Consider the following 22751-nt stretch of genomic DNA (forward strand, 5'->3'; position numbering starts at 1 on the left):
AAATTCAACAACTTATTACAATACCATTTAATTTACATTATGAAAAATATTTATCACTACGCTTCAGTTTCAAAAGCATTAGAAGAGTTAAAACAAAAAGGATTTAGTTATGATTTTAATATACACGAAGATCATATCGTAGCAAATCCTACTGATTATGAAATTATGCATGTCTACCGCTACGAAGGAGACTCTAATCCTGATGATGAAGCAGTGGTGTACGGAATTCAATCAAAAAGTGGCGAAAAAGGTGTTTTTGTAGCAGGATTTGCAGCAAATTCTATCACCGAAGCCACTCAAGTATTAATTAATATAGAAATAGAAGGACATAAAAACAAGTCATAACTAGTTGCAGTTAGTATAGCAAAGAGTTTAAGAATAGTTTTTTCTTTTTAATTTTATTAAAATAATAAACTATGAAAAATACCTACCGTTATGCTTCTGTTTCTATAGCACTTGAAGAGTTAGCACAAATGGGATTTGTTTACAATTACAATCTTCACGAAGATACCATTGTAAATGATTCAACTGATCTAGAAATAATTCACATTTACCGCTATGAAGGAAATTCTAATCCAGCTGATGAATCAGTAGTATATGGCATCCAATCTAAAGATGGTACTAAAGGCGTCTTTGTAGCTGGTTTTGCAGCAAATTCAATTAGTGCGGCAACAAGAGCATTAATTGCTATTGAAATAAAAGGCCGTAATTAAATACCATTAATATAATTATGGCCTTTTATAAAAAGAGGTCCCTTAGTGTATTATAGGTTTAAAAAATGCTATTATTTTGAATTTCAAAGCTTTGATTAACTTGATTAAAAAACATTTTACATTTACCTATTTTATTCTATTGTTAATTTTAGAATTAACCAAATTATCATTTTCATAATATAAAGGCAATGACTATATTTGCTATCGAATAAAAATCTATGGAACAATTTATTGTATCGGCACGTAAATATCGTCCTCAAACATTTAATGATGTTGTAGGACAAAAAGCTATTACCAATACTTTATTGAATGCTATAGAAAGCAATCACTTGGCTTCAGCATTGCTGTTTACTGGACCTCGTGGTGTAGGAAAGACGACTTGCGCGCGTATTTTAGCACGTAAAATTAACCAACCAGGTTATGATGATCCAACTGAAGATTTTGCTTTTAATGTATTCGAATTAGATGCGGCTTCAAACAACTCTGTTGATGATATTAGAAGCCTAATTGATCAAGTTCGTATCCCGCCACAAACCGGAAAATATAAAGTGTACATTATAGATGAAGTACACATGCTGTCTTCTGCGGCATTTAATGCTTTTTTGAAAACGCTAGAAGAACCGCCTAAGCACGCTATTTTTATTTTGGCTACGACCGAAAAACATAAAATTATTCCAACAATATTATCCCGTTGTCAAATATTTGATTTTAAAAGAATCACTGTAAAAGACGCCAAAGAACATCTTGCCGAAGTAGCAACTAGTCAAGGAATTTCTTTTGAAGACGATGCTTTGCATATTATTGCTCAAAAAGCTGATGGCGCTATGCGTGATGCTTTGTCAATTTTTGATAGAGTGGTTTCTTATTGTGGTACTAATTTAACACGTCTTGCCGTAACCGAAAACTTAAATGTGCTGGATTACGAGACTTACATTAATATAACCGACTTATTACTAGAAAATAAGATACCTGATTTATTAATGGCCTTCAATGATATTCTTTCTAAAGGATTTGATGCGCACCATTTTGTTTCAGGATTAGCATCTCATTTCAGAGATTTATTAGTGAGTAAAACGCCTGCTACCTTGACTTTATTAGAAGTTGGTGAACAAGCGCAGAAAATGTACGGCGTTCAAGCACAAAAATGCAGCACCGATTTTTTACTTAAAGGAATCGAAATAGCGAATGATTGTGATTTAAAATACAAATTAAGTCAAAACCAGCGATTACTAGTAGAGCTTTGTTTAATGCAACTAGCCTCTATCAACTATGATGGAGAAAAAAAAAAGCTGAGTCCTTTATAATTCCGCCTACGTATTTTAGAAAACAAGATTACTCCATTGCTGAAGTTGCAAAACCAACTGCAGTAGCAACTAATGAAACTAAAGCTCCTACTCCAACAGCTACGGTTACTCCTGTAAATACACCGCCTCCAGTAGTTAAAAAGGAAACTCCGTTACATGATGGTCCTAAAGTTTCGGCATTTTCATTAGCGAGTATCCGAGCTAAAAAAGCATTAGAAGAAAGCAATAAAAACTTTGTAAAACCTACCGAGAACTTACCTACCGAGGATTTTACTGAAACAGACATGATGATTCAATGGACGAACTATGCTAAGAAATTAGGTTCGAAAGGGTTTAAAATCATGGAGTCATTATTACTGATCAACGATCCTGTATTAAATGGAACCGTAGTAAGTATTGAATTGCCTAATGAAGGTTCTAAGTTGGATTTTGAAAGTCAAAAAAATGGATTAGTTGGCCATTTACGCGGCCACTTACACAATCATGATATTACGATTGAAGTTATTGTAAATGAAAGTATTGAGAGTAAACGTAGTTTTAATGATCAAGACAGGTACAATCGTTTGCACGAAATAAATCCAAACATTGATCTTTTAAGAACAACATTTGGATTAGATATTACCTAGTAACTACGTAGATTTATAATTGGCAATCCTTTTTTAAATTACCCCCATTTTTTTCATCAAGAAAGTAGCACTTTTATTTTTACAAATTCCATCGCGAAGTTTGTAATCAAAATGCAATTCATTATCAACGATTTCTACTTCAAAACATTTGTTTATAAGCGTCTCTGGGTAGTCATTTGTAGTTAAACACACTTCAATATCATGGGTTGCAATTGCTCCAACGGCATTTTTAGCAATTACTTTTTTAACGACTTCGATAGTTCCGTTTCGTTTATCGTCAGAATTTGTTCCTCTTAATATTTCATCTAGTAAAACAAAAGCAGGTTGATCTTCTAGAGCATCCATAATTTGTTTCAAACGCTTAATTTCAGCAAAGAAATATGATTCACTGTCAGACAAAGAGTCTGATAATCGCATCGAAACTAAAATAGGCAACGGATGCACATTCGCCTCATTAGCACAGACCACAGATCCCATTCCAGACAAAACCATATTAACACCAAGGCTTCGTAAAAAAGTACTTTTACCAGACATATTAGAACCCGTCAAAATCATAAAGCTTTGTGGATGAAAAGAGACGTCGTTTCCTTTTCTCTTTTCTGAATTTAATAACGGATGGCTTAAATTTTTAAAATCAATTTTAGCCTCTGAGTTTAATTTTGGATATACAAATTCCGGATTGTTATAAGCTAAATTAGCCAAACTATTCAGCATTTCGAATTCTCCAATTACCTCCAGCCAATTTTCTAAAACTGAAGCATGTTCCTCTTTCCAAGCCAATAATTTTTTCAAAACATGAAGATTAAAAAGGAAGGTACCATTAAATAACGATGCCGCTACAAGATTTCCAATCGTGTCCATATTGGCAAACAATCCCGATAATTTCTTGAGGTGCAAACTAGCCGTTGTGGTTTTAAAAATTAGCTTTTGCTGTAAAGCGATTAATTTAGTCGATTCAAATTTTTCGTCTTCAATCTTTTTTAGCAACAAACTATATTGACTAATGACCTTATCAATATCTTCGGCATTAGCAATTTCTATCTGGATGCGTTTAAAAAATTTCCCTAAAATCCCTAAATTGATTAAAAAGATATAGATCAAGTAGTTTAAAAACGTAGCATTATCTGTAACAAAATAGGTTATCAAAACACCAAAAAACAAAATAGGCATGATGTATGAAACAACATCAGTCCATTTTGGCAAGGACGAACTTGGGAATTTACTCCATGTCAATAAAGCTTCATAACTCGTTTTGTTGTCCTTACTTACTTTGGCGAAAGCCAAAAATTCCTGACGCCAATCTATTTTTTTAGTCAACTCGCTAACTGCCTCTTGGTTTTGCACAATCGCATCATTTGGCAAAAGCGTTAATAACTGATTGGCAAGTGTTTTTTTACCCACATAAGTTGCGGTTCTATTTAGATTTTGGAATAAAGAATGGTCACCAAAAACATCTAAATCATAAGCATAAGGATGCTGAAAATCATTAAAAACCGCACCATTTGCAAATGGCAAACTGTTCTTACTACAATAATCATCTTCATTTTTATTGATTGCTACAAGCGCTTCGGTAATTTTTCTTTTCAGTAATAATTTTGAATGGTAACGCATTAAAAATATAAAAACTGCGAATGAAACCACTGCTAAACCTACATAAAGCAGATCACTTTCTTTAAGGTATAAGTAGGAGAATCCTATGAAAAACAAGATACTTAAAAGCCTTAAAACGCTTATACTTGTGTATTTTTTATTAATTAACGCTAACTCTTGAGCGTATTTTTCTTGGTTGGTTTGGTATATATTCATTATTTGATTTATGAAAAACAAATATAGGATTCCATTGTAAAAAGTTCACTAATAAAATCTTAAATTGTTGCTGGAATTAATAAAAAAAGCAGTCAAAACTCAAAAGAGTATCGCTGCTTTCTTTCACAATAAATATTCCTCCTTAATTATAGTAAAATAAGGGACTACAAGAATACTATTAAATTTATTTTTAGAATAAACCGTTAAAAAAATTACGGCTTAATAGTAATCGACAAAATAGGAATTTCAAAATTCTTAGTTAATTTTTTAGTCAAACTAGGATTCATAATACCTTCAAAGAAACCTCTTTTATAGGTTAGCATGGTCAAGATATCGATCTCTTTATACATAATAAAGTCAACAATAGTTTCCTTAACTTCATCACTGTTTACTATATAAAATTCTACGGGTTCGTTTTCAAATTTTGTTTCCCATTTTTTTATTGTTTTTTCATCAACGTCAGCATCGCTTGTTTTTACATACAAACATTTCACTCTTGCTCCAGCCAGTTTAGCAATTTTTATTACTTGCTTCAATGCCTTTTTATCTTTAGATCTAAAACGCGTAGTGAAGCCTATATTATGAATTTTTTGGTATTTTGCTTCAGCAGGAACACTCAATAATGGTACGTCAATATCCGTAAGCACATTAGCGGTGTTAGTACCCGTAAAAAATGAAGTCCAGCTCGTGGCGCCTGCTGTACCCATAACCACGTAATCAATTTTGTCTTCCTTAATCGATTTTTCAATATTAAAAAGCAAACTACCATCCATTAAACGGTGCGTCATTTTAATTTTATCCAAATGATGTTGCTCAGCAATAGCACGTAATTTAGGAATTTCATCCTTAAACATATCAAATTGTGATAACTGCATAGAATCGTAAATCACCATATAATTCTCAGGAAAATACTGATTATCAAACACAGGCATTTCAAAAGTATGTAGTAAAATAAGCTCACCTTGAACTAATTTTGCAAATTCTAGCGCATGAACAAAGGCATTGTTTGCCGTTTCAGAAAAATCGGTTGGAAAAAGGATTCGTTTCATTTTCTAATGTTTTAATAGATTGATAAATCAAAATTACGTTTAAAATTACGCTAATAATATGATAAACATCAGTTCTTTATAACTATTTTAAGATAAATTAGGGCGTGCCACCAGCTAGAAAAAAGGGTAATATAGTTTGCAGCCATCCCCCTTTTTGCTAGCTGCTGTCGGGTCATACGCGTTACTGCGGTAACTTGCTTCTACCCCTCACGCGATCCCTACAAACAATCAACTTAAATCCTTTCCATCACTTCTTTTGTTTTAGTACCTTTGCAACCAATACAATAAAAAATGCTAAACAACGACGCCATAGTAGCACTAGCAACCCCATCAGGAGCTGGAGCCATCGCCATCATAAGAATCTCAGGACAAGAAGCCATTACCATTGGTAATTCGGTTTTTAAATCCATTAAAAATAAAAATTTATTAAATCAAAAAACACATACCCTACATCTAGGGCATATTGTTGATGATGCTAAAACCTTAGACGAAGTTTTAGTATCAATCTTCAAAGGACCTAACTCCTATAGTGGCGAAAACACTATCGAAATATCCTGTCACGGCTCTACTTACATTCAGCAACAAATCATTCAATTGTTACTTCGCAAAGGTTGTCGAATGGCAGATCCTGGTGAATTTACCTTACGTGCCTTCCTGAACGGAAAACTCGATTTATCACAAGCAGAAGCCGTTGCCGATTTGATTTCGTCAGACAATGAAGCGTCGCACCAAATCGCTATGCAGCAAATGCGTGGTGGATTCTCTAACGAAATTGCCAAACTGCGTGAAGAATTATTGAATTTTGCTTCCCTAATCGAGTTAGAATTAGACTTTGCCGAAGAGGACGTAGAATTTGCCGATAGAACGCAGTTTCACGAATTATTAAACCGAATCGAGTTTGTTTTAAAACGTTTGATCGACTCTTTTGCCGTAGGAAACGTAATTAAAAACGGAATCCCAGTTGCTATTGTAGGCGAACCCAACGTAGGAAAATCGACTTTATTAAACGCTTTATTAAATGAGGAACGTGCTATAGTTTCAGAGATTGCTGGTACTACCCGTGACACAATTGAAGATGAATTAACGATTGGCGGTATCGGTTTTAGATTTATTGACACCGCCGGAATCAGAGAAACTAAAGACGTAGTAGAAAGCATTGGAATCAAGAAAACATTCGAAAAAATTGAGCAAGCACAGGTTGTTTTATACTTGTTTGATAGTTTGAAGTTTAAAGTTCAAAGTTCAGAATACATTGTCGAAATTGAAAAAATTAAGAACCAGTTTCCTTTAAAACCTTTGGTAGTTGTAATCAACAAACTGGATTTATTGTCAGATCTTGAAATCAATACTATTCAAAAAGAAATTGCAACCTTAAACATTAAATTAATTTTTCTGAGTGCTAAAGAGAAAATTGGTGTTGACGAACTTAAAAATCAGCTACTCTCTTTTGTAAACACAGGAGCCTTACGAAACAATGAAACAATAATCACCAATACAAGACATTACGACTCATTACTGAAAGCATTAGACGAAGTAACTAAAGTGAAATACGGATTAGAAACTAACTTATCAAGCGACCTTATGGCTCTAGATATTCGTGAAGCTTTGTATCATTTTGGGATGATTACAGGTCAAGTTACCAATGATGAATTGTTGGGAAATATTTTTGCTAACTTTTGTATCGGGAAGTAAAAGTGCTTTCTTTAAAAAAGAAGTTTAATATCTCAATTGCGTTTCATAAATATGAAATTATCGTGCCTGTAATCAGTAAAAATTCATGCAGGACCTTCTAACTACAATTTAGAACTTCTATTTATATGCAGCATAATCCCTCTTAAGAAAAGTATTTAAACAAAAAAATAAATGATAAGCAAATAGAAAGGCAGTTTATAAAATTTTCAGTTAAAATGCAGAATTAAAATATTTGTGACATCTTTTATTTTTAAAATAAAATGTACTGCTCCCACTATTTAAACCAGTAATGTAAGTTACTGGTTTATTTGTTTTTACAACATTACATGATTATACATAATCAAAATCAAACCATCAAAAGAAACTAAAAGAAACTAAAAGAAAGAAAAAACATAGTACTTTGTGGTTTCCCGTATCCGTAACCTTTATTTTTTCAATATCTTAGCTGATATTTTATAACAGATGGAAAAGATTTAGTATTACTTCTATCCTAAAATTACATTTTAAATCATCTCATCTTTTAGCTAATAGTTTATTCTTGAAAAACGAAAAACATACCCGTAAAGAAATAATTGACCTTCGCTTACAGCAAGCGGGATGGAATGTCAATGATGCTATGCAAGTAGTTCAGGAGTTTGATATTATAGTTAATTCAGATTTAGTGAAGGAAGCACCTACATCTTATGCTGGACATCAATACAGCGATTATGTTTTATTAGGGAAAGATGGTAAGCCTTTAGCAGTTATAGAAGCCAAAAAGTCTCTAGTAGATGCTAATATCGGAAAAGAACAAGCAAAACAATATTGCCATAATATTCAAAACGAAAAAGGAGGCGAACTGCCATTCTGTTTTTTTACTAATGGACATGATATTTACTTTTGGGATTTAGGAAATTATCCACCTAAAAAAGTTCATGGATTTCCTACTCGAGACGATTTAGAACGCTACCAATACATTCGAAAAAATAGAAAAGCATTAGCAAGTGAATTAATCAATACGGCTATTGCGGGTCGTGATTATCAAATTGCTTCTATTCGTGCTGTAATGGAAGCGATTGAAAAGAAAAAAAGAAAATTTCTCTTAGTAATGGCAACAGGAACTGGTAAAACCAGAACTTGTATTGCATTAGTAGATGCATTAATGAGAGCGGGTTGGGCAGAAAGAGTTTTATTTTTAGTAGATAGAATCGCTTTACGAGATCAGACCTTAGAAGCTTTTAAAGAATTTTTACCAAATGAGCCAAGATGGCCCAAAATTGGTGAAAAGTCAATTGCAAAAGACAGAAGGATTTATGTTTCTACTTATCCAACTATGCTAAATGTTATTCGCGATGAAGAATATTCATTAAGTCCACATTTCTTTGATTTGATAGTGGTTGATGAAAGCCACCGTTCTATTTACAACACTTATGGCGAAATATTAGATTATTTTAATACCATAACATTAGGTTTGACCGCCACGCCTACAGATGTTATAGACCACAATACCTTTAAGTTATTTGAATGTGAAGAAGGAGTGCCTACTTTTGCCTATTCGTATGAAGAGGCAGTAAATAACATCCCTCCGTACTTGAGTAATTTTCAGGTAATGAAAATTAAAACCAAATTTCAAGAAGAAGGAATCAGCAAAAGAACCATTTCTTTAGAAGACCAAAAAAACCTGATTTTAGAAGGTAAAGAAGTTGCTGAAATCAATTTTGAAGGAACTGACATTGAAAAATCAGTGACCAACAAAGGGACAAATGCTTTGATTATAAGGGAGTTTATGGAAGAATCTATAAAAGACCCCAACGGTGTTTTACCTGGTAAAACTATTTTCTTTTGTACGACTATAAAACATGCTCGACGCATGGAAGAATTGTTTGATGCTTTTTATCCAGAATACAATGGTGAATTGGCAAAAGTGCTGGTTAGTGATGATCCTCGTGTCTACGGAAAAGGTGGATTATTAAATCAATTTACCAACAATGATATGCCTCGCATAGCTATTAGTGTGGGAATGCTAGACACTGGTGTAGATGTTCGGGAGTTGGTTAACTTGGTGTTTGCCAAACCTGTTTTCTCCTACACAAGATTTTGGCAAATGATTGGTCGTGGAACTCGTTTACTAGAACCCACCAAAATGAAACCTTGGTGTACCGTTAAAGATAACTTCTTGATTTTGGACTGTTGGGACAATTTTGAGTATTTCAAACTGAATCCTCGTGGTAAAGAAATCAATACTTCAATCCCTTTGCCAGTCCGTTTGTTTGGTATTCGATTGGATAAAATAGAAAAGGCACAAGAATTAGCTTCAGATTCTATTGTAAGTAATGAAGTAGAAAAACTACGAAAGCAAATAAGTTCTTTACCAAAAAACTCCATTGTAATTCTGGATGCGCAATCGGAATTGCAACGTTTGGAAGAAGACAATTTTTGGAATGTTTTGACTGATGATAAATTAGATTTTTTACGTTTGGTGGTAAAACCATTACTACGAACTGTCTCAGATGTTGACTTCAAAGCCATGCGTTTTGAAAAGGACATTCTCGAAGTTTCTTTGGCACAGTTATGTGAAGAAAAAGAAAAGTTTGAGGCTCTAAAAGACAGCATCATTGAAGAAATTAGTGAATTACCGCTCACAGTAAGTACGATTGCCAAAGAAGCGGTTTTAATACGAAAAGCGCAAACTAATAATTTTTGGGCAACCGCTACAGAAGATCTATTTGATGAATTGATTCTAAAACTAGCACCTCTAATGAAGTTTAGAGAAGCAATTATGCCGCTAGGAACGGCTAAATACAATTTTAAAGATGAAGTATATGCTAAAGAATATGTGGAGTTTGGTCCACAACATGAAGCCTTAAGCATTGCAAAATACCGTGAATTGGTGGAACAAACCGTGAATGACTTAGTTTCTGAAAATCCTATTTTGCAAAAACTAAAACAAGGGCAAGAAATATCTTCGGATGAAGCTGCCAGTCTTGCCGAAGTCTTGCATGACGAACACCCGCACATAACCGTTGATTTATTGCGTAGAGTCTATTCCCATCGAAAAGCACAATTGGTGCAGTTCATCAAACATATTTTAGGAATTCAGATTTTAGAATCTTTTCCAGAAACGGTTTCCAATGCTTTTTCCGAATTTGTAAAAGCACATACGTATCTCACAGCAAGACAATTGCAATTTTTAGATTTACTAAAAAAATTCATCATAGATAAAGGTGAACTAAATAAACGAAACTTGATTGAATCTCCTTTTACCATGTTACACCCAGAGGGAATTCGTGGGGTTTTTAAACCTAGTGAAATAGAAGAAATAATAAAATTGACTGAAAAATTGTTAGCGGCATAAACAGCATTACTATGGCAAAAAAAAGCACTCTTACGGTACAAAATCTATCTATTTCGATGCTAAAAATCGGAAAAGAAGATTACATTTCTTTAACAGATATTGCTCGAAATAAAAATGCTACAGAACCCAAAGATGTGGTCAAAAACTGGATGCGTTCGCGTGCAACGATTGAATTTCTAGGACTTTGGGAACAATTATACAATGCCGATTTCAAAGGGGTCGAATTCGACCCCTTACTATTTGAAGCAGGAAGCAACAGTTTTACCCTTTCACCTTCAAAATGGATTGAAACAACAAATGCAAAAGGAATTATTTCTAAATCAGGTTATAATGGTGGAACTTTTGCCCACAAAGACATTGCTTTTGAATTTGCATCTTGGGTAAATGCGGGTTTCAAACTCTACCTTATCAAAGAATTTCAACGCCTTAAAGACGATGAAAACGACCGATTACAACTCGAATGGAATTTACAGCGTACCTTATCCAAAATAAATTATAAAATTCATACGGATGCCATTAAAGAAAATTTAATTCCAAAAGAACTACACAAAAATCAAATCAATTTAATCTATGCCAATGAAGCCGATTTGCTCAATATGGCTTTGTTTGGCACCACCGCCAAAGAATGGAGAGAAACCAATCCAAATGCCGAAGGAAATATCAGAGATCAAGCTACAATAGAGCAATTGGTTGTATTGTCTAATATGGAAAGCATCAATTCGGTTTTAATCCATCAGGAATTAAACCAACAAGAACGCTTGTTACAATTGAATAAAATGGCCATTTCGCAAATGAATTCCTTACTGGGAAACAAAAACTTAAAAAATTTAAAATAATAATGTTACAAAACAACTCCGCTTTAAAATCACTTATAGACCGCCTTTGGAACAACTTCTGGAGTGGTGGTATCAGCAACCCACTAACTGCGATTGAACAAATTACCTATTTGCTTTTTATGAAACAAATGGACGATTTAGAAGCCAAACGCGAACGTGATGCCGAATTTACTGGAGAAACATACACTTCTAAATTTGTGGGAATGTATAAAGTTCCAGGAAGTATGGAAGAAGTGGATAAGCAAGATTTGCGTTGGAGAAACTTCAAGCGCATGCCTGCCGAAGCCATGTTGTTGCATGTACAAACCAAAGTTTTTCCGTTTTTGAAAGCCTTTGAAGGGGGTTCTAAGTTTACACATGCCATGAGCAATGCTGTTTTCATTATGCCAAAACCTTCTTTGTTGGTAGAAGCCATTAAAATTATAGAAGAAATTTTTGTTGAAATTGAAAAAGATGCCGTAGAGGGTGGCCATGCTTTTCAAGACATACAAGGAGATGTGTACGAAATGTTGTTGGGTGCTATTGCTAGTGCGGGTAAAAACGGACAGTTTAGAACACCAAGACACATTATTAAATTAATGAATGATTTGGTACAACCGCAATTAGGGCAACGCATTGCCGACCCTGCTTGTGGAACAGCAGGTTTCTTGTTGGGTGCTTACCAATACATTTTGACCGATTTGGTTAGGAAAGAAAACCCAACAGCATTACAACCAGATGAAGATGGTTTTATGCGTGCTACGGTTTCGGCTACTTTGAACGAAAATTTAAAGCATATTGTAGAAGACTCCTTATTTGGCTATGACATTGATACCACTATGGTGCGTTTGGGTTTAATGAACTTGATGATGCACGGTATTGACCAACCCAATATTGATTATAAAGATACTTTGAGTAAGTCTTACAACGAAGATGCACAGTTTGATATTATCCTTGCCAACCCACCTTTTACAGGAAATATTGACAAAGGCGACATTAACGAAAGTTTAAAACTAGGCACAACCAAAACCGAATTACTTTTTATAGAACGCATCTTTACCATGTTAAAAATGGGAGGAACAGCCGCAGTAGTAGTACCACAAGGGGTTTTGTTTGGAAGCGGAAAAGCTTTTGTGGAAGCCCGAAAAATAATGGTAGAAAAAAGCGAACTGAAAGCCGTGATTACCATGCCAAGTGGTGTTTTTAAACCCTACGCAGGTGTAAGTACCGCCATATTGTTGTTTACCAAAGGGAGCGAAACCGAAAACGTATGGTTTTACGAAATGCAAAACGACGGCTACACCCTAGACGACAAACGCAACAAAATTGACAAAAGCGACTTACAAGATATAATTACGCAATACCAAAATCGACCTAGAACCGCCAGTACCGAAGCCCAAAGAGAAGGTTTTTACTTTGCTATACCCAAACAAGAAATTGTGGATAATGGCTATGATTTAAGCTTAAGCAAATACAAAAAAGAGGTCTATGAAGAAGTAACCTATGAAAATCCTAAAGTTATTTTTGAGAAATTAGAAGGGATTGAAACTACGATTTTGAAAGGGATTAGTGAACTTAAAAAATTAGTGTAATGAGTTTTAAAACGGTCAAGCTTTTAGATATTTCCAAACCTAAACAATGGAAAAACTTACCTTCTTCAGAATTGACACAGGAGGGCTATTTTGTTTATGGTGCAAATGGTATTATTGGAAAATATACTGAATATAATCATGAGTTTCCAACACTAGTAATTACTTGTCGTGGTGCAACTTGTGGTAGTTTACATATTACTAAACCAAAATCATATATTAATTCTAATGCTATGGCATTAGATAATTTGAGTGATGATGTTAATATAAAATATTTATATTATTCCTTGTTTAATAGAGGATTTAAAGATGTAATAACAGGATCTGCACAACCACAAATCACGCGAGAAGGATTAAGTAAAATTAAAATACCACTTCCTCCATTACAAGATCAAATTCGTATTGCCGAAATACTTACCCAAGCCGAAAACTTAATAACACAACGCAAAGAAAGTATTTTGCTTTTGGATGAATTGTTGAAGAGTACTTTTTTGGAGATGTTTGGGGATAAATTAGAAGAAACGTCACAATTAGAACATTTAGGAGATAATATTTCTTATTTAACTAGTGGTTCAAGAGGTTGGGCTAAACATTATTCTGATAGTGGAGCTAAATTTTTAAGGATACAAAATATTGGTGGTGGAATTATACGAACAGATAATTTGATTTTTGTTAACCCTCCAAATTCAGCAGAAACAGGAAGAACGAGAGTAAAAGAAGGCGATTTAATAATCTCAATTACAGCAGATTTGGGAAGAACATCTGTAGTTCCTAAAAACTTTGGAGAAGCATATATAAATCAACATTTGGCTCTGATAAGACTTAATGAAAATATTAATCCGATATATGCCGCATATTTTTACAATATGCCTTTTGGGAACAATGCAATTCAAAAGAAGAACAGATCAGCCGTGAAAGCAGGATTAAATTTTAATGATATTAGATCATTTCCAATTATTATTCCTAAAATGATTCGCCAAAACCAATTTGCATTAATAGTTGAAAAAATAGAAACTTTAAAAACTGACTATCAAGCAAGTTTGAAAGAATTAGAGAATATGTATGGGGTTTTGAGTCAAAAGGCTTTTAAATATGAATTACAGATTGATATAAAAAAAAGTGATAAAATAACTAAAGAACTGAATAGTGAAGATTTTAATATTGAAAAATATATAATAGAAGTGGAAGAATTAAAAAACAATAAAGATAAAAGAGATGTTACAAATATGACTTTTGCTGAATATGTTGATTTTCCTGAAGAATACCAAGAAAAAGATGAAAAGTGGATTTTTATGTTTTTAGGTCAAGATGAGTTCTATCAGTTTTTATTAAAAGATAGTTTTAAGAACATTCCGTTTAACCTTGAAGATTTAGAAAATAGATTTCATAATTTCTTTTACCATGGAGGCGATATGGATTTTGACAATGAAAAATGGAAACAAATTATCTTTAAATTTTTAGAAGCTAATCCTCCTTTAATAGAGCAAATATTTGACCAAGACGAAAAAATCATTAAACTAAAACTTACAGATGAAGCTTTTAAGGCTTAAAATAACTGACGAAAACCGTTTCAAGTCTTTAAATAAAGATTTTGAAATTAAATTTCAGAATGGTTTTAACGATTATGAACCTAGTGATTTTTACCCTTATGTTTTGGCAGGTCAAAACGGAAGTGGTAAGTCAAATGTATTAGAAGCGTTGGCAGAAATATTCTATCATTTAGATTGTATTTACGTACGTTATAAACCTGAGAATTTTGATCAGAGTTATGAAAACCCTGATGGATTTAATCCTTCAATATCCAGAATAAATGAATATGAGTTAGAGTATTATACTTATTTAGATAATGACGCATTTCCTAATGAAGACAAAACCAAGAAAGCACATATATCTATAACTAAAATAAAAGATAATAGACCCGTCATTAAATGGGAAAATGAAGATGAATTTAGAGAGAATACTCAATTATCGCAACAACAGGCAAAAAGTTTATTACCAAAATATGTTGTAGGTTATGCTTCAGGAAATAATGAAACTCTAAGTTTCCCATTTATTAAAAGTCGATTTTTACAGTTTGATGAATACTTAAGTACATTATTATCAAAAGAGTTTGTAAGCCCCACTGCAGAAACCTCATTGGTTTATTTAGATGAAGTATATAGTCAAGCAATCTTACTTACTAATCTTTTAATGCTTGATAACATCAATGAGGATGAAGAAAATAATTTATTAGATCCATTTAAAGAAAATGTAGGAGTACAAGATATAGATAAATTTAGATTAATCATTCGTACTGACATTAGAATTAATCCACCTAAAAATTTTAATTCTAGTGAGGATGAAAAAGATATGTATTTAATTCAGAATTTAGACTTAAAAATACCAAAGCAAAGAACAAATTTAACATCTTACATTGAAAAATTAAAAAGCTGTGCCACTACATGGTATACTGATTATGATCAAGAATATTATGAAGTGTTTCAAAGTAATAATGCAAACTATTTGTATTTGGATTTTAAAGTAAACAAAGCAACTAAAGAAGCGTTTCAATTTCATTTTGATAAAGATCCTTTAAAATTATTTGAGCTATTCCAGCTCTTAATGTTGCAAGACGCTTACAAAGTATCAACAGAAAGGAAAAAGAAAATATATACAACACAAAATGTTTTTTTAAATCAAGATATAAATTTCATACCTGAGGAAGAAGAACGAATATTGCGCTTTAAAGACTTTAAAATAAAAAAGAAAGGAATTGATAAAACGATATATACAAAAGAACTCTCCGACGGTGAACATCAATTATTACACACTCTGGGATTATGTTTATTATATAAAGAGCAAAGATGCTTATTCCTTTTTGATGAACCCGAAACCCATTTTAATCCAGACTGGAAAGCAAAGTTTATCACAAATATTCGAAATTGTTTTAAAGAAATAGCACCAAAATGCGAAATGCTGATTACTACCCATTCACCTTTTGTTATTTCAGATAGCTCAACGCAAAATGTTTTCAAATTTAGAAAGGATGATAACCCAATAAATCCAGAGTTTAACACTTTTGGGGCATCCGTAAATCAAATAACTATGGAGGTATTTGAAAGAGTAGATACTATTGGAGACTATTCAAATTCAGAAATCGAAAAGTATTTAGGAAAACTTAATGTAAATAATGTAGATTATTTGATCAAAGAAATTAATCTCAAATTTGGAGACTCTATAGAAAAAACCATTATTATTAATAAATTAAAAGGCTTCATTAAATAATATGTTATTCACTTATAATTACATAAATCATAATATTGAAAAGTTTCAATATTATTCCGATTTTTTATTCCTTGATGTATGGTGTAATGCCAAAGGTAGCTTTAATTCGAAAAAATTAAGGAATTGCAAGGAATTAATGAAAATTTATGAGGGTTTTCATACTGATGATGGAAAAGGGGCTACTTTTTTTAACAGTCATATTGAATTAATATACGCAGAATTTTTAAAACTTGATAAGTATTCAAAGGATAGATTAAAAAGGTGGTATAAACTAAATAATAAAATATCATTCATTTACAGAAAAAAAAATGTCGATCCAATTACTTATGAAAGATTAAAAAAAAAGCATCCTGAATTAAGTAAATTATTAAAAAGCTTTTATTCGAAATTATATGGTAGGGAGTCTCCATTTATTCTTGTCGCATTTGGTGACATAAGATTAATTAAGAAAGATCATTATGAAAAGTTTATAAATAAAAATTTTGGTGGACATGAAGGGATCTGTCCTTTTTGTGGCCTTAATTCGATTAAAGGTAATGACCATACAAAACTAGAAGCTTATGACCATTTTATTTCAAAAGGAAAATTTCCTTTCAATTCGATAAATTTCAGAAATCTTGCTCCAATGTGTCATGAATGTAATTCATCTTATAAACTTGAAAAGGAACCATTATTTAATATTGATTCTATAATTAATGATAGAATTCGCAGAAAAGCATATTATCCTTATGGTAAACAAACATGGAAAATAGAAGTTGATATAACACTCAATAATGAAATAAATCTTTTAAACATTGAGGATGTTGATATAAATATAAAATCAAATGTAAAAAAAGAAGAATTAGAAAGTTGGAAAGAAGTCTATTCTATTGAAGAAAGGTACAAAGCAAAAATTGTTTCTGATTTTTATGGAAAGTTATGGTATAAAAAAATTGAAGAAGGATACATTAATGCAAAAAAGAAACTGAATCCTAACTTAACGAAAGAAGAATGGTATAGTTTCAACATTAATGAGTGTAATATATCGGAAATTGCGGATTGTAATTTTATTAAAAAACCTTTTTTAGAGGAGTGCAAAAGGAAAGAACTGTTTAAATAATTAAAAATGAGTCGAATTTTTTTTAGAATGCAAATGAAGGCCGGTTCTAATGGTGATACTATAACGGATGAGGTGCTTTCTCAAAATAAAATAACTTCAGATATTGAGTATGCAGGTGAACGCTTTTTGCATCTAAAGTGTGGTTCTGTCGTATTAATTCATAAAGGCTCTATACCAATTGCATTAGTGAAAATAGTTGATAAAATTCCAAAAGATAAAATAAAAGAACCTTCATTTGGTATTGATTATTACGTTGAAATAATAAGTGATTATAGTTCAGCAATAGTAGATTTTCCAGAATTGAATGAGTTGTATAAAAATATTCCCTTCCAAGGAACTTTTGCTCAAGTTGAAAATGGAAATGCCACATTTAATAGAATAAATAAATGGTATAAATTAGTTACAAAGCAAAAAAAAATGCAAGATAAAATAGATTTACTCGAATATAAAAAACAAATCATTCTTCAAGGTCCTCCAGGAACAGGTAAAACTAGATTGGCAAAGATGATGGCAGAGGAAATGACTAAAGTCAATAAATTAGAAAGACCTATTGATGTAATTAGTAATCATTTTAAAACATATAAACCAGACGAATCAAGCATAGCACTCCGCGAAAAGATTAACGAGTTAGTCAAAAATTTTCAAGAAAAATTTAAAAAAGAAGATTTAAAAAATTTACCATTAGAAAACTATGCTTTAGGTACAGATGACAAAGATGGTTTCTGTTATTGGCAGGAATATATATTAACTGATACTGGTAAATATAACGGTCAAGCTGATAAAGGTAAAATATACTGGAAAAATGATGAACAAAGGTATGTGAAAAGTGGTTTTTTACAAAATATAGTTAACGATGATGAAGCCATGACTAAAATGGCGGAGTTATTAGATAATATTGTAAATGAAAAGCACAATATAGGAATTGATTATCCTATTGGAAAAGGTTTTATTTTAAAAATGCTAAATAGTTACTATCCTGAAAAATACTTCCCAATCAGCAATGAGAAATGTTTAACAAATGCTTTAAAGCTAGTAGGAGAAAATACCGCTGGACTAAATTACATTCAAAAAAACACGAGGTTACAGGAGATATTTGAAGAAAAAAAGGCAAATTATAAAACTGACATTACCAATAATGAATTCATGTACTTCCTATTTGGTAATTTCAATTTAAAGAAGGAAGTCAAATTGGAAAATGATGAACTTTTAGTTGAAGGAGATTATAAAATCATTCAATTCCACCCAGCGTACAGTTATGAAGACTTTGTTAGAGGAATTTCAGCAAAAACAAACGACAAAGGTGATGTAAACTATAAAGTTGAAAATAGAATACTGATTGAATTTGCTAATGAAGCCCTTGACAATCCGAAAGCAAAATATGTCTTAATCATTGATGAAATAAATAGGGCAAACTTACCATCGGTTTTGGGTGAGTTAATTTATGCTTTAGAATACAGATACAGTCATAAAAAAAATAATTTCAAAGAAGCAGCTGTTGAAAGTTTGTATGACATATCAGAAGATGATGGAGAATCAAACAGAGTTTTATTACTACCTGACAATCTATATATTATTGGCACCATGAACACTGCCGACAGAAGTGTAGGTCATATTGATTATGCAATAAAAAGACGTTTTGCATTTGTTAATGTTCCACCAACTGCTGACGCAATAGATGATGTTGTAAAAGATCCAATTTTGAAAGCTAAGGCAAAAGTTTTATACCATAAAGTAGCCGACTTGTTCAATGAAGATAAATCGAAAAACGTTTATCTACAATCTGATTTTAAAGCCAAAGACGTTCAATTAGGACATAGTTATTTCTTAGTAGAAAATGAAAAGCAACTAGAGTTAAAGTTGGAGTTCGAAATAAAACCATTATTAAACGAATATGTGAGAGATGGAATATTAGAGGAAAGTGCCTTAGCCCAAATTGACGCACTATGATTTCAATCATTCATGAACATTACAATGGTTTTAATGCAAAAGTACCCTTTGATTTTGAAGGGAAGTTAACTTTTGAAAAAGACTATTTTTATCAGTTTACAAAAAAGTCGAGAAATGAAAAAGTAGATTGCTATAGGATTTTCTCTGACGAAGTAAAAGAAACACACGCAATTGCTAATTCCTATTTTATTGGAGTGGATTGGATTGTGGAAAGCGAAAGAGCAATCTATATAGAGCCTAAGCTCAACAAAGATTGTACGCATCAAACGGATTACCTTAAAATGTTGTTTTCGGCATTAAAACATTCCGATATTGCGAAACACACAGAAGATCTATTTGAAATAAGATGGGATAAACCTACGATTCCAATTACTCAAGAGCAAGATTTATTAACACCTTTGTTAGTTGTTCAGTTTTTAAGAATTGTAAAGGAAATTGTGCGTAAAGGTTTGAAGAAATCCTATTATAAAGTAGAGGATAATTTATATGCAAAAGTAAAAGGTAAAGTTTTGGTTAGTAAAACCATCAAACACAATCTTGTTAAAAACAAACCGTTGCATACCTATTGTAGTTATGACGAATTTGGTTTGAATGGCTTAGAAAACAGATTGTTAAAAAAAGCCTTGGTTTTTGTACAGCGTTTTTTACCTAGTATTAAAAATCTGCAAACAGAGAGATATACTTCAGAAATTTTCAACTATATCAATCCAGCTTTTGAATTTGTGTCTGCTGAAGTAAGTCTTTACGATGTGAAAAACACGAAAACAAATGTCTTTTATAAAGAATATGAAGAAGCGATAAAATTAGCAAAATTAATCTTGAAACGTTTTGGATACAACATTTCCAATACACAAGAAAAAACCATTCATACTCCCCCATTTTGGATTGATATGAGTAATTTATTTGAGCTTTATGTATTGGGTTTGCTGAAAGATACGTACGGAAAAGAAGTCCTCTATGGTAAAAAAGAAGCTGGACTAACTTATGGATTACCCGATTATTTAATTACAAAATCTGATTCAAAATGCATTGCAGATGCTAAATACAAGCCTTTGTATAATAGCTCAGGTAAATATGATATCGAGAACATCCGCCAATTAAGTGGCTATGCTAGGGATGAAAAAGTATTCGATAAATTGGATACAAAACCTACTGAAATCATTAACTGCCTACTAATTTATCCGTTACCGATAAGCAGTAATTCTTCAGTCGAATTCAAGATTGATATAGATAAAGCAGAAGATTTAGGCACTTTTGTTCAGTTTAAAAAGTTAGGAGTTCCTATTCCTGTGATTGAGAAATGAAGAAAATAGTATTTTAATCAAACAATACAATCCTACTTTCCAATAACTCCAAATATTTCTCTTTCATTTCATTAGTAAGAAAAGAAATTTCAAGCAGCTCCTTCAATTTAAGAGTTGCTTTTTTCATTTGATCTAAATTGTAGCTACTGTTTTTTCGTTGGGTTGTAATCTTTCTTTGGCATAATATTCTATGAAATCAGTTGCTTTGAAATTGCTCTTTTTCCTTTTAATGTTAATACAATTTCTTAATCAGGATTTTTAATCGTTATAGTAGAATTTATATAATCCTAAATAGGTGCTAGGGTTGTTTTTCCATTATTGGTGATTAACAAGAAGTTTTTCAAATGCATGTCTTACTTACCATTTACCAAGAATAATCAATTTGCTTATCGTATTAAATATTCCTATTGAAAATAAGCGTATTTTACTGTTATTGAGGTAAAAAAAATTATAAATGGTGTTTTTGCTAATGAAAAAATAAAAAAGCTTCAAATTACTGTTAAAGCAGTACTATATATAAGATGACTAGAGATAATTACCACCGCATTATTTTAATGTAAACAAAATTGTTTATATTTGTACTATGAATACATTAATAGAAAAATACAAAGGCATACACCCTGGAATAATATTGGAACGCTTACTGAACAAAAAAGCGATTTCACAACGTCCATTTGCCCTTTCTATTGGAGAACATCCACAAACCTTAAACACTATAATAAAAGGCAAAAGAAGGCTTAATACTGCTTTAGCATTGAAAATTGAGGAGAAATTAAACTTAGAAGAAGGCTCGCTTGCTTTACTACAAACGTATTATGACATTAAAGAAGAGAAGAGCAAATCAAAACAAAGCACGCCTGATTTATCTCTTTTAAGAAAATCATTATTTTGGGATACTGATATTTCTAAAATAGATTGGCAAAAACAAAGAGAAGCGGTAATTAGACGAATATTTGAACGTGGTAATGATATCGAAAAAGAAGAAATTAAACACTTCTATAAAAGTGCCATCGTTAAAGGTACACTTGCAAAAAGTAGTCGTAAACCTTACACCATTTACAGCAATAATGAAAACGCATAATGCTATACTACTCTACTGTAAATGATTTACTGAAAAACAGTTTATTACAATTAATGCAATCTGAAATTTTTAATGATTTTAGACTTGTAGGAGGTACTGCATTGAGTTTACAAATAGGTCACAGAGAATCTATCGATATTGATTTGTTTAGTGATGCCGACTATGGAACATTAGATTTTGGAAGCATCGAGAACTATCTAAAAGAAAATTTTAAAATTGTTGATTATTTAGATACAATTCCAGCAATGGGAAAGTCTTATTTTATTGGAGAAGACAAAGAAAACACGATAAAATTAGACCTATATTACACAGATAGTTATATACAACCTTATATCGAAGTAAACGGAGTCAGAATGGCAACTATTGAAGAAATTATTGCAATGAAAATAGATGTTGTGCAACGAGGTGGGAGAAAAAAAGACTTTTGGGATCTACATGATTTGCTTCAATTATACAATATCAGCCAAATGTTAGATTTACATGAGCAAAGATATCCTTATACTCATGACAGAGATTTAATAATTCAAAACTTCACTTCCTTCGATCAAGCTGATGAAGATTTTAATCCAATTTGTTTTAAAGGAAAATATTGGGGATTTATAAAGGAAGATTTTGAAGAGGTAATTCTAAAATTTAAAAAATTATAGGATTAAAAAAAAATGAACTGGAAAGTAATAAAAACCGAAGCTGAACATAAAATAGCTGTAAAGCGTGCAATGGAAATTTTTCAAGCAGAACCCGAAACTCCCGAAGATGACGAGCTGGGTGTTTTACTTATTTTGATAAAAGATTTTGAAGATAAAAATTATCCTATGCCTGAACTGGATGCTTTAGAAGTCATCAAAATAAAAATGGAAGAAATAGGTATAAAAAACAAAGATTTAGAACCTATCATTGGGAGTAAAGGACACGTATCTGCAATATTATCTGGCAAGCGTGAAATTACACTAAAGATGGCTCAAAAGCTTAAAAACTTTTTTGGTATTCCAGCAAATGTCTTCTTACATGGCGCATAAATTCGTTTTATGCTTGCACTAATCGCATTTATAAACTAAACAACTATAGACTATAAGTCCATAGATTTGGTTTGGCATCCTGATAGTCTGCATGATTGGATTTCAGAAAAAA

General features: G+C 32.0%; 19 protein-coding genes. 16 read left to right on the forward strand and 3 right to left on the reverse strand.

From position 1 onward, the window contains the following. The first annotated feature begins 39 nt into the window (after positions 1-39). The 3 genes from ACVEGE_RS17455 (at position 40) to dnaX (ending at position 2017) form a co-directional block, all read left to right on the forward strand. The gene (locus ACVEGE_RS17455; RefSeq protein ID WP_173855170.1) at positions 40-345 is read left to right on the forward strand and encodes a hypothetical protein; all 306 of its coding nucleotides are present in this window, start codon (positions 40-42) and stop codon (positions 343-345) included. 71 nt (positions 346-416) lie between these two features. After that, the gene (locus ACVEGE_RS17460; protein ID WP_192501547.1) at positions 417-713 is read left to right on the forward strand and encodes a hypothetical protein; all 297 of its coding nucleotides are present in this window, start codon (positions 417-419) and stop codon (positions 711-713) included. A 218-nt stretch (positions 714-931) separates the two neighbouring features. Then, on the forward strand, positions 932-2017 hold the full coding sequence (dnaX, locus tag ACVEGE_RS17465) for a DNA polymerase III subunit gamma/tau (RefSeq protein WP_192501546.1): 1086 nt from the start codon (positions 932-934) through the stop codon (positions 2015-2017). Between the two features lie 28 nt (positions 2018-2045). Here the strand turns inward: dnaX and ACVEGE_RS17470 are convergent, their stop codons facing one another. Further along, positions 2046-2303 carry a hypothetical protein gene (locus ACVEGE_RS17470; RefSeq protein WP_192501545.1) on the reverse strand — a complete coding sequence of 86 codons (258 nt, stop codon included), beginning with the start codon at positions 2301-2303 and terminating at the stop codon, positions 2046-2048. A gap of 1 nt (position 2304) precedes the next feature. Here ACVEGE_RS17470 and ACVEGE_RS17475 point away from each other — a divergent pair, with 1 nt between their 5' ends. Then, complete coding sequence (locus tag ACVEGE_RS17475) at positions 2305-2643, forward strand: DNA polymerase III (RefSeq protein WP_225738164.1); 339 nt, start codon at positions 2305-2307, stop codon at positions 2641-2643. Between the two features lie 33 nt (positions 2644-2676). On the opposite strand, the gene ACVEGE_RS17480 is transcribed toward ACVEGE_RS17475, so the two are convergent. Together ACVEGE_RS17480 and ACVEGE_RS17485 are read right to left on the reverse strand one after the other, a co-directional pair. Continuing rightward, positions 2677-4449: a MutS-related protein gene (locus ACVEGE_RS17480; RefSeq protein WP_192501544.1), complete on the reverse strand. Its 1773-nt coding sequence runs from the start codon at positions 4447-4449 to the stop codon at positions 2677-2679. Positions 4450-4661: 212 nt separating this feature from the next. Then, the gene (locus tag ACVEGE_RS17485) at positions 4662-5498 is read right to left on the reverse strand and encodes a universal stress protein (protein ID WP_173855175.1); all 837 of its coding nucleotides are present in this window, start codon (positions 5496-5498) and stop codon (positions 4662-4664) included. A 291-nt stretch (positions 5499-5789) separates the two neighbouring features. Between ACVEGE_RS17485 and mnmE the strand changes: the two genes are divergently transcribed. The 12 genes from mnmE to ACVEGE_RS17545 all read left to right on the forward strand — a co-directional run bounded on the left by mnmE (position 5790) and on the right by ACVEGE_RS17545 (position 22639). Beyond that, positions 5790-7190: a tRNA uridine-5-carboxymethylaminomethyl(34) synthesis GTPase MnmE gene (gene mnmE, locus ACVEGE_RS17490; protein WP_192501543.1), complete on the forward strand. Its 1401-nt coding sequence runs from the start codon at positions 5790-5792 to the stop codon at positions 7188-7190. A 538-nt stretch (positions 7191-7728) separates the two neighbouring features. Next, a complete protein-coding gene (locus ACVEGE_RS17495; RefSeq protein ID WP_192501542.1) occupies positions 7729-10524 on the forward strand; it encodes a type I restriction endonuclease subunit R in 2796 nt (931 codons plus the stop codon). An 11-nt stretch (positions 10525-10535) separates the two neighbouring features. After that, a complete protein-coding gene (locus tag ACVEGE_RS17500; RefSeq protein ID WP_192501541.1) occupies positions 10536-11360 on the forward strand; it encodes a KilA-N domain-containing protein in 825 nt (274 codons plus the stop codon). Positions 11361-11362: 2 nt separating this feature from the next. After that, positions 11363-12931: a type I restriction-modification system subunit M gene (locus ACVEGE_RS17505; protein WP_192501540.1), complete on the forward strand. Its 1569-nt coding sequence runs from the start codon at positions 11363-11365 to the stop codon at positions 12929-12931. Then, on the forward strand, positions 12931-14478 hold the full coding sequence (locus ACVEGE_RS17510) for a restriction endonuclease subunit S (RefSeq protein WP_458008582.1): 1548 nt from the start codon (positions 12931-12933) through the stop codon (positions 14476-14478). Before ACVEGE_RS17505 ends, ACVEGE_RS17510 begins: the two co-directional genes overlap by 1 nt. Next, positions 14459-16192: a restriction system-associated AAA family ATPase gene (locus tag ACVEGE_RS17515; protein ID WP_225738138.1), complete on the forward strand. Its 1734-nt coding sequence runs from the start codon at positions 14459-14461 to the stop codon at positions 16190-16192. The genes ACVEGE_RS17510 and ACVEGE_RS17515 overlap by 20 nt, the downstream gene beginning before the upstream one ends. A gap of 1 nt (position 16193) precedes the next feature. Beyond that, the gene (locus ACVEGE_RS17520; protein WP_458008583.1) at positions 16194-17291 is read left to right on the forward strand and encodes a hypothetical protein; all 1098 of its coding nucleotides are present in this window, start codon (positions 16194-16196) and stop codon (positions 17289-17291) included. 6 nt (positions 17292-17297) lie between these two features. Next, positions 17298-19238, forward strand: a complete 1941-nt coding sequence (locus ACVEGE_RS17525; RefSeq protein WP_225738139.1) for an AAA family ATPase — start codon at positions 17298-17300, stop codon at positions 19236-19238. After that, positions 19235-20542, forward strand: coding sequence for a 5-methylcytosine restriction system specificity protein McrC (locus ACVEGE_RS17530; protein WP_192501186.1), 1308 nt, complete (start codon positions 19235-19237; stop codon positions 20540-20542). The genes ACVEGE_RS17525 and ACVEGE_RS17530 overlap by 4 nt, the downstream gene beginning before the upstream one ends. 583 nt (positions 20543-21125) lie before the next feature. Further along, a complete protein-coding gene (locus tag ACVEGE_RS17535) occupies positions 21126-21623 on the forward strand; it encodes a helix-turn-helix transcriptional regulator (protein WP_192501187.1) in 498 nt (165 codons plus the stop codon). Beyond that, the gene (locus ACVEGE_RS17540) at positions 21623-22270 is read left to right on the forward strand and encodes a nucleotidyl transferase AbiEii/AbiGii toxin family protein (RefSeq protein WP_192501188.1); all 648 of its coding nucleotides are present in this window, start codon (positions 21623-21625) and stop codon (positions 22268-22270) included. The genes ACVEGE_RS17535 and ACVEGE_RS17540 overlap by 1 nt, the downstream gene beginning before the upstream one ends. Before the next feature lie 12 nt (positions 22271-22282). Next, positions 22283-22639, forward strand: a complete 357-nt coding sequence (locus tag ACVEGE_RS17545) for a helix-turn-helix domain-containing protein (RefSeq protein ID WP_192501189.1) — start codon at positions 22283-22285, stop codon at positions 22637-22639. Positions 22640-22751: the final 112 nt, after the last annotated feature.

It is taken from the genome of Flavobacterium sp. PL002 (assembly GCF_054165825.1).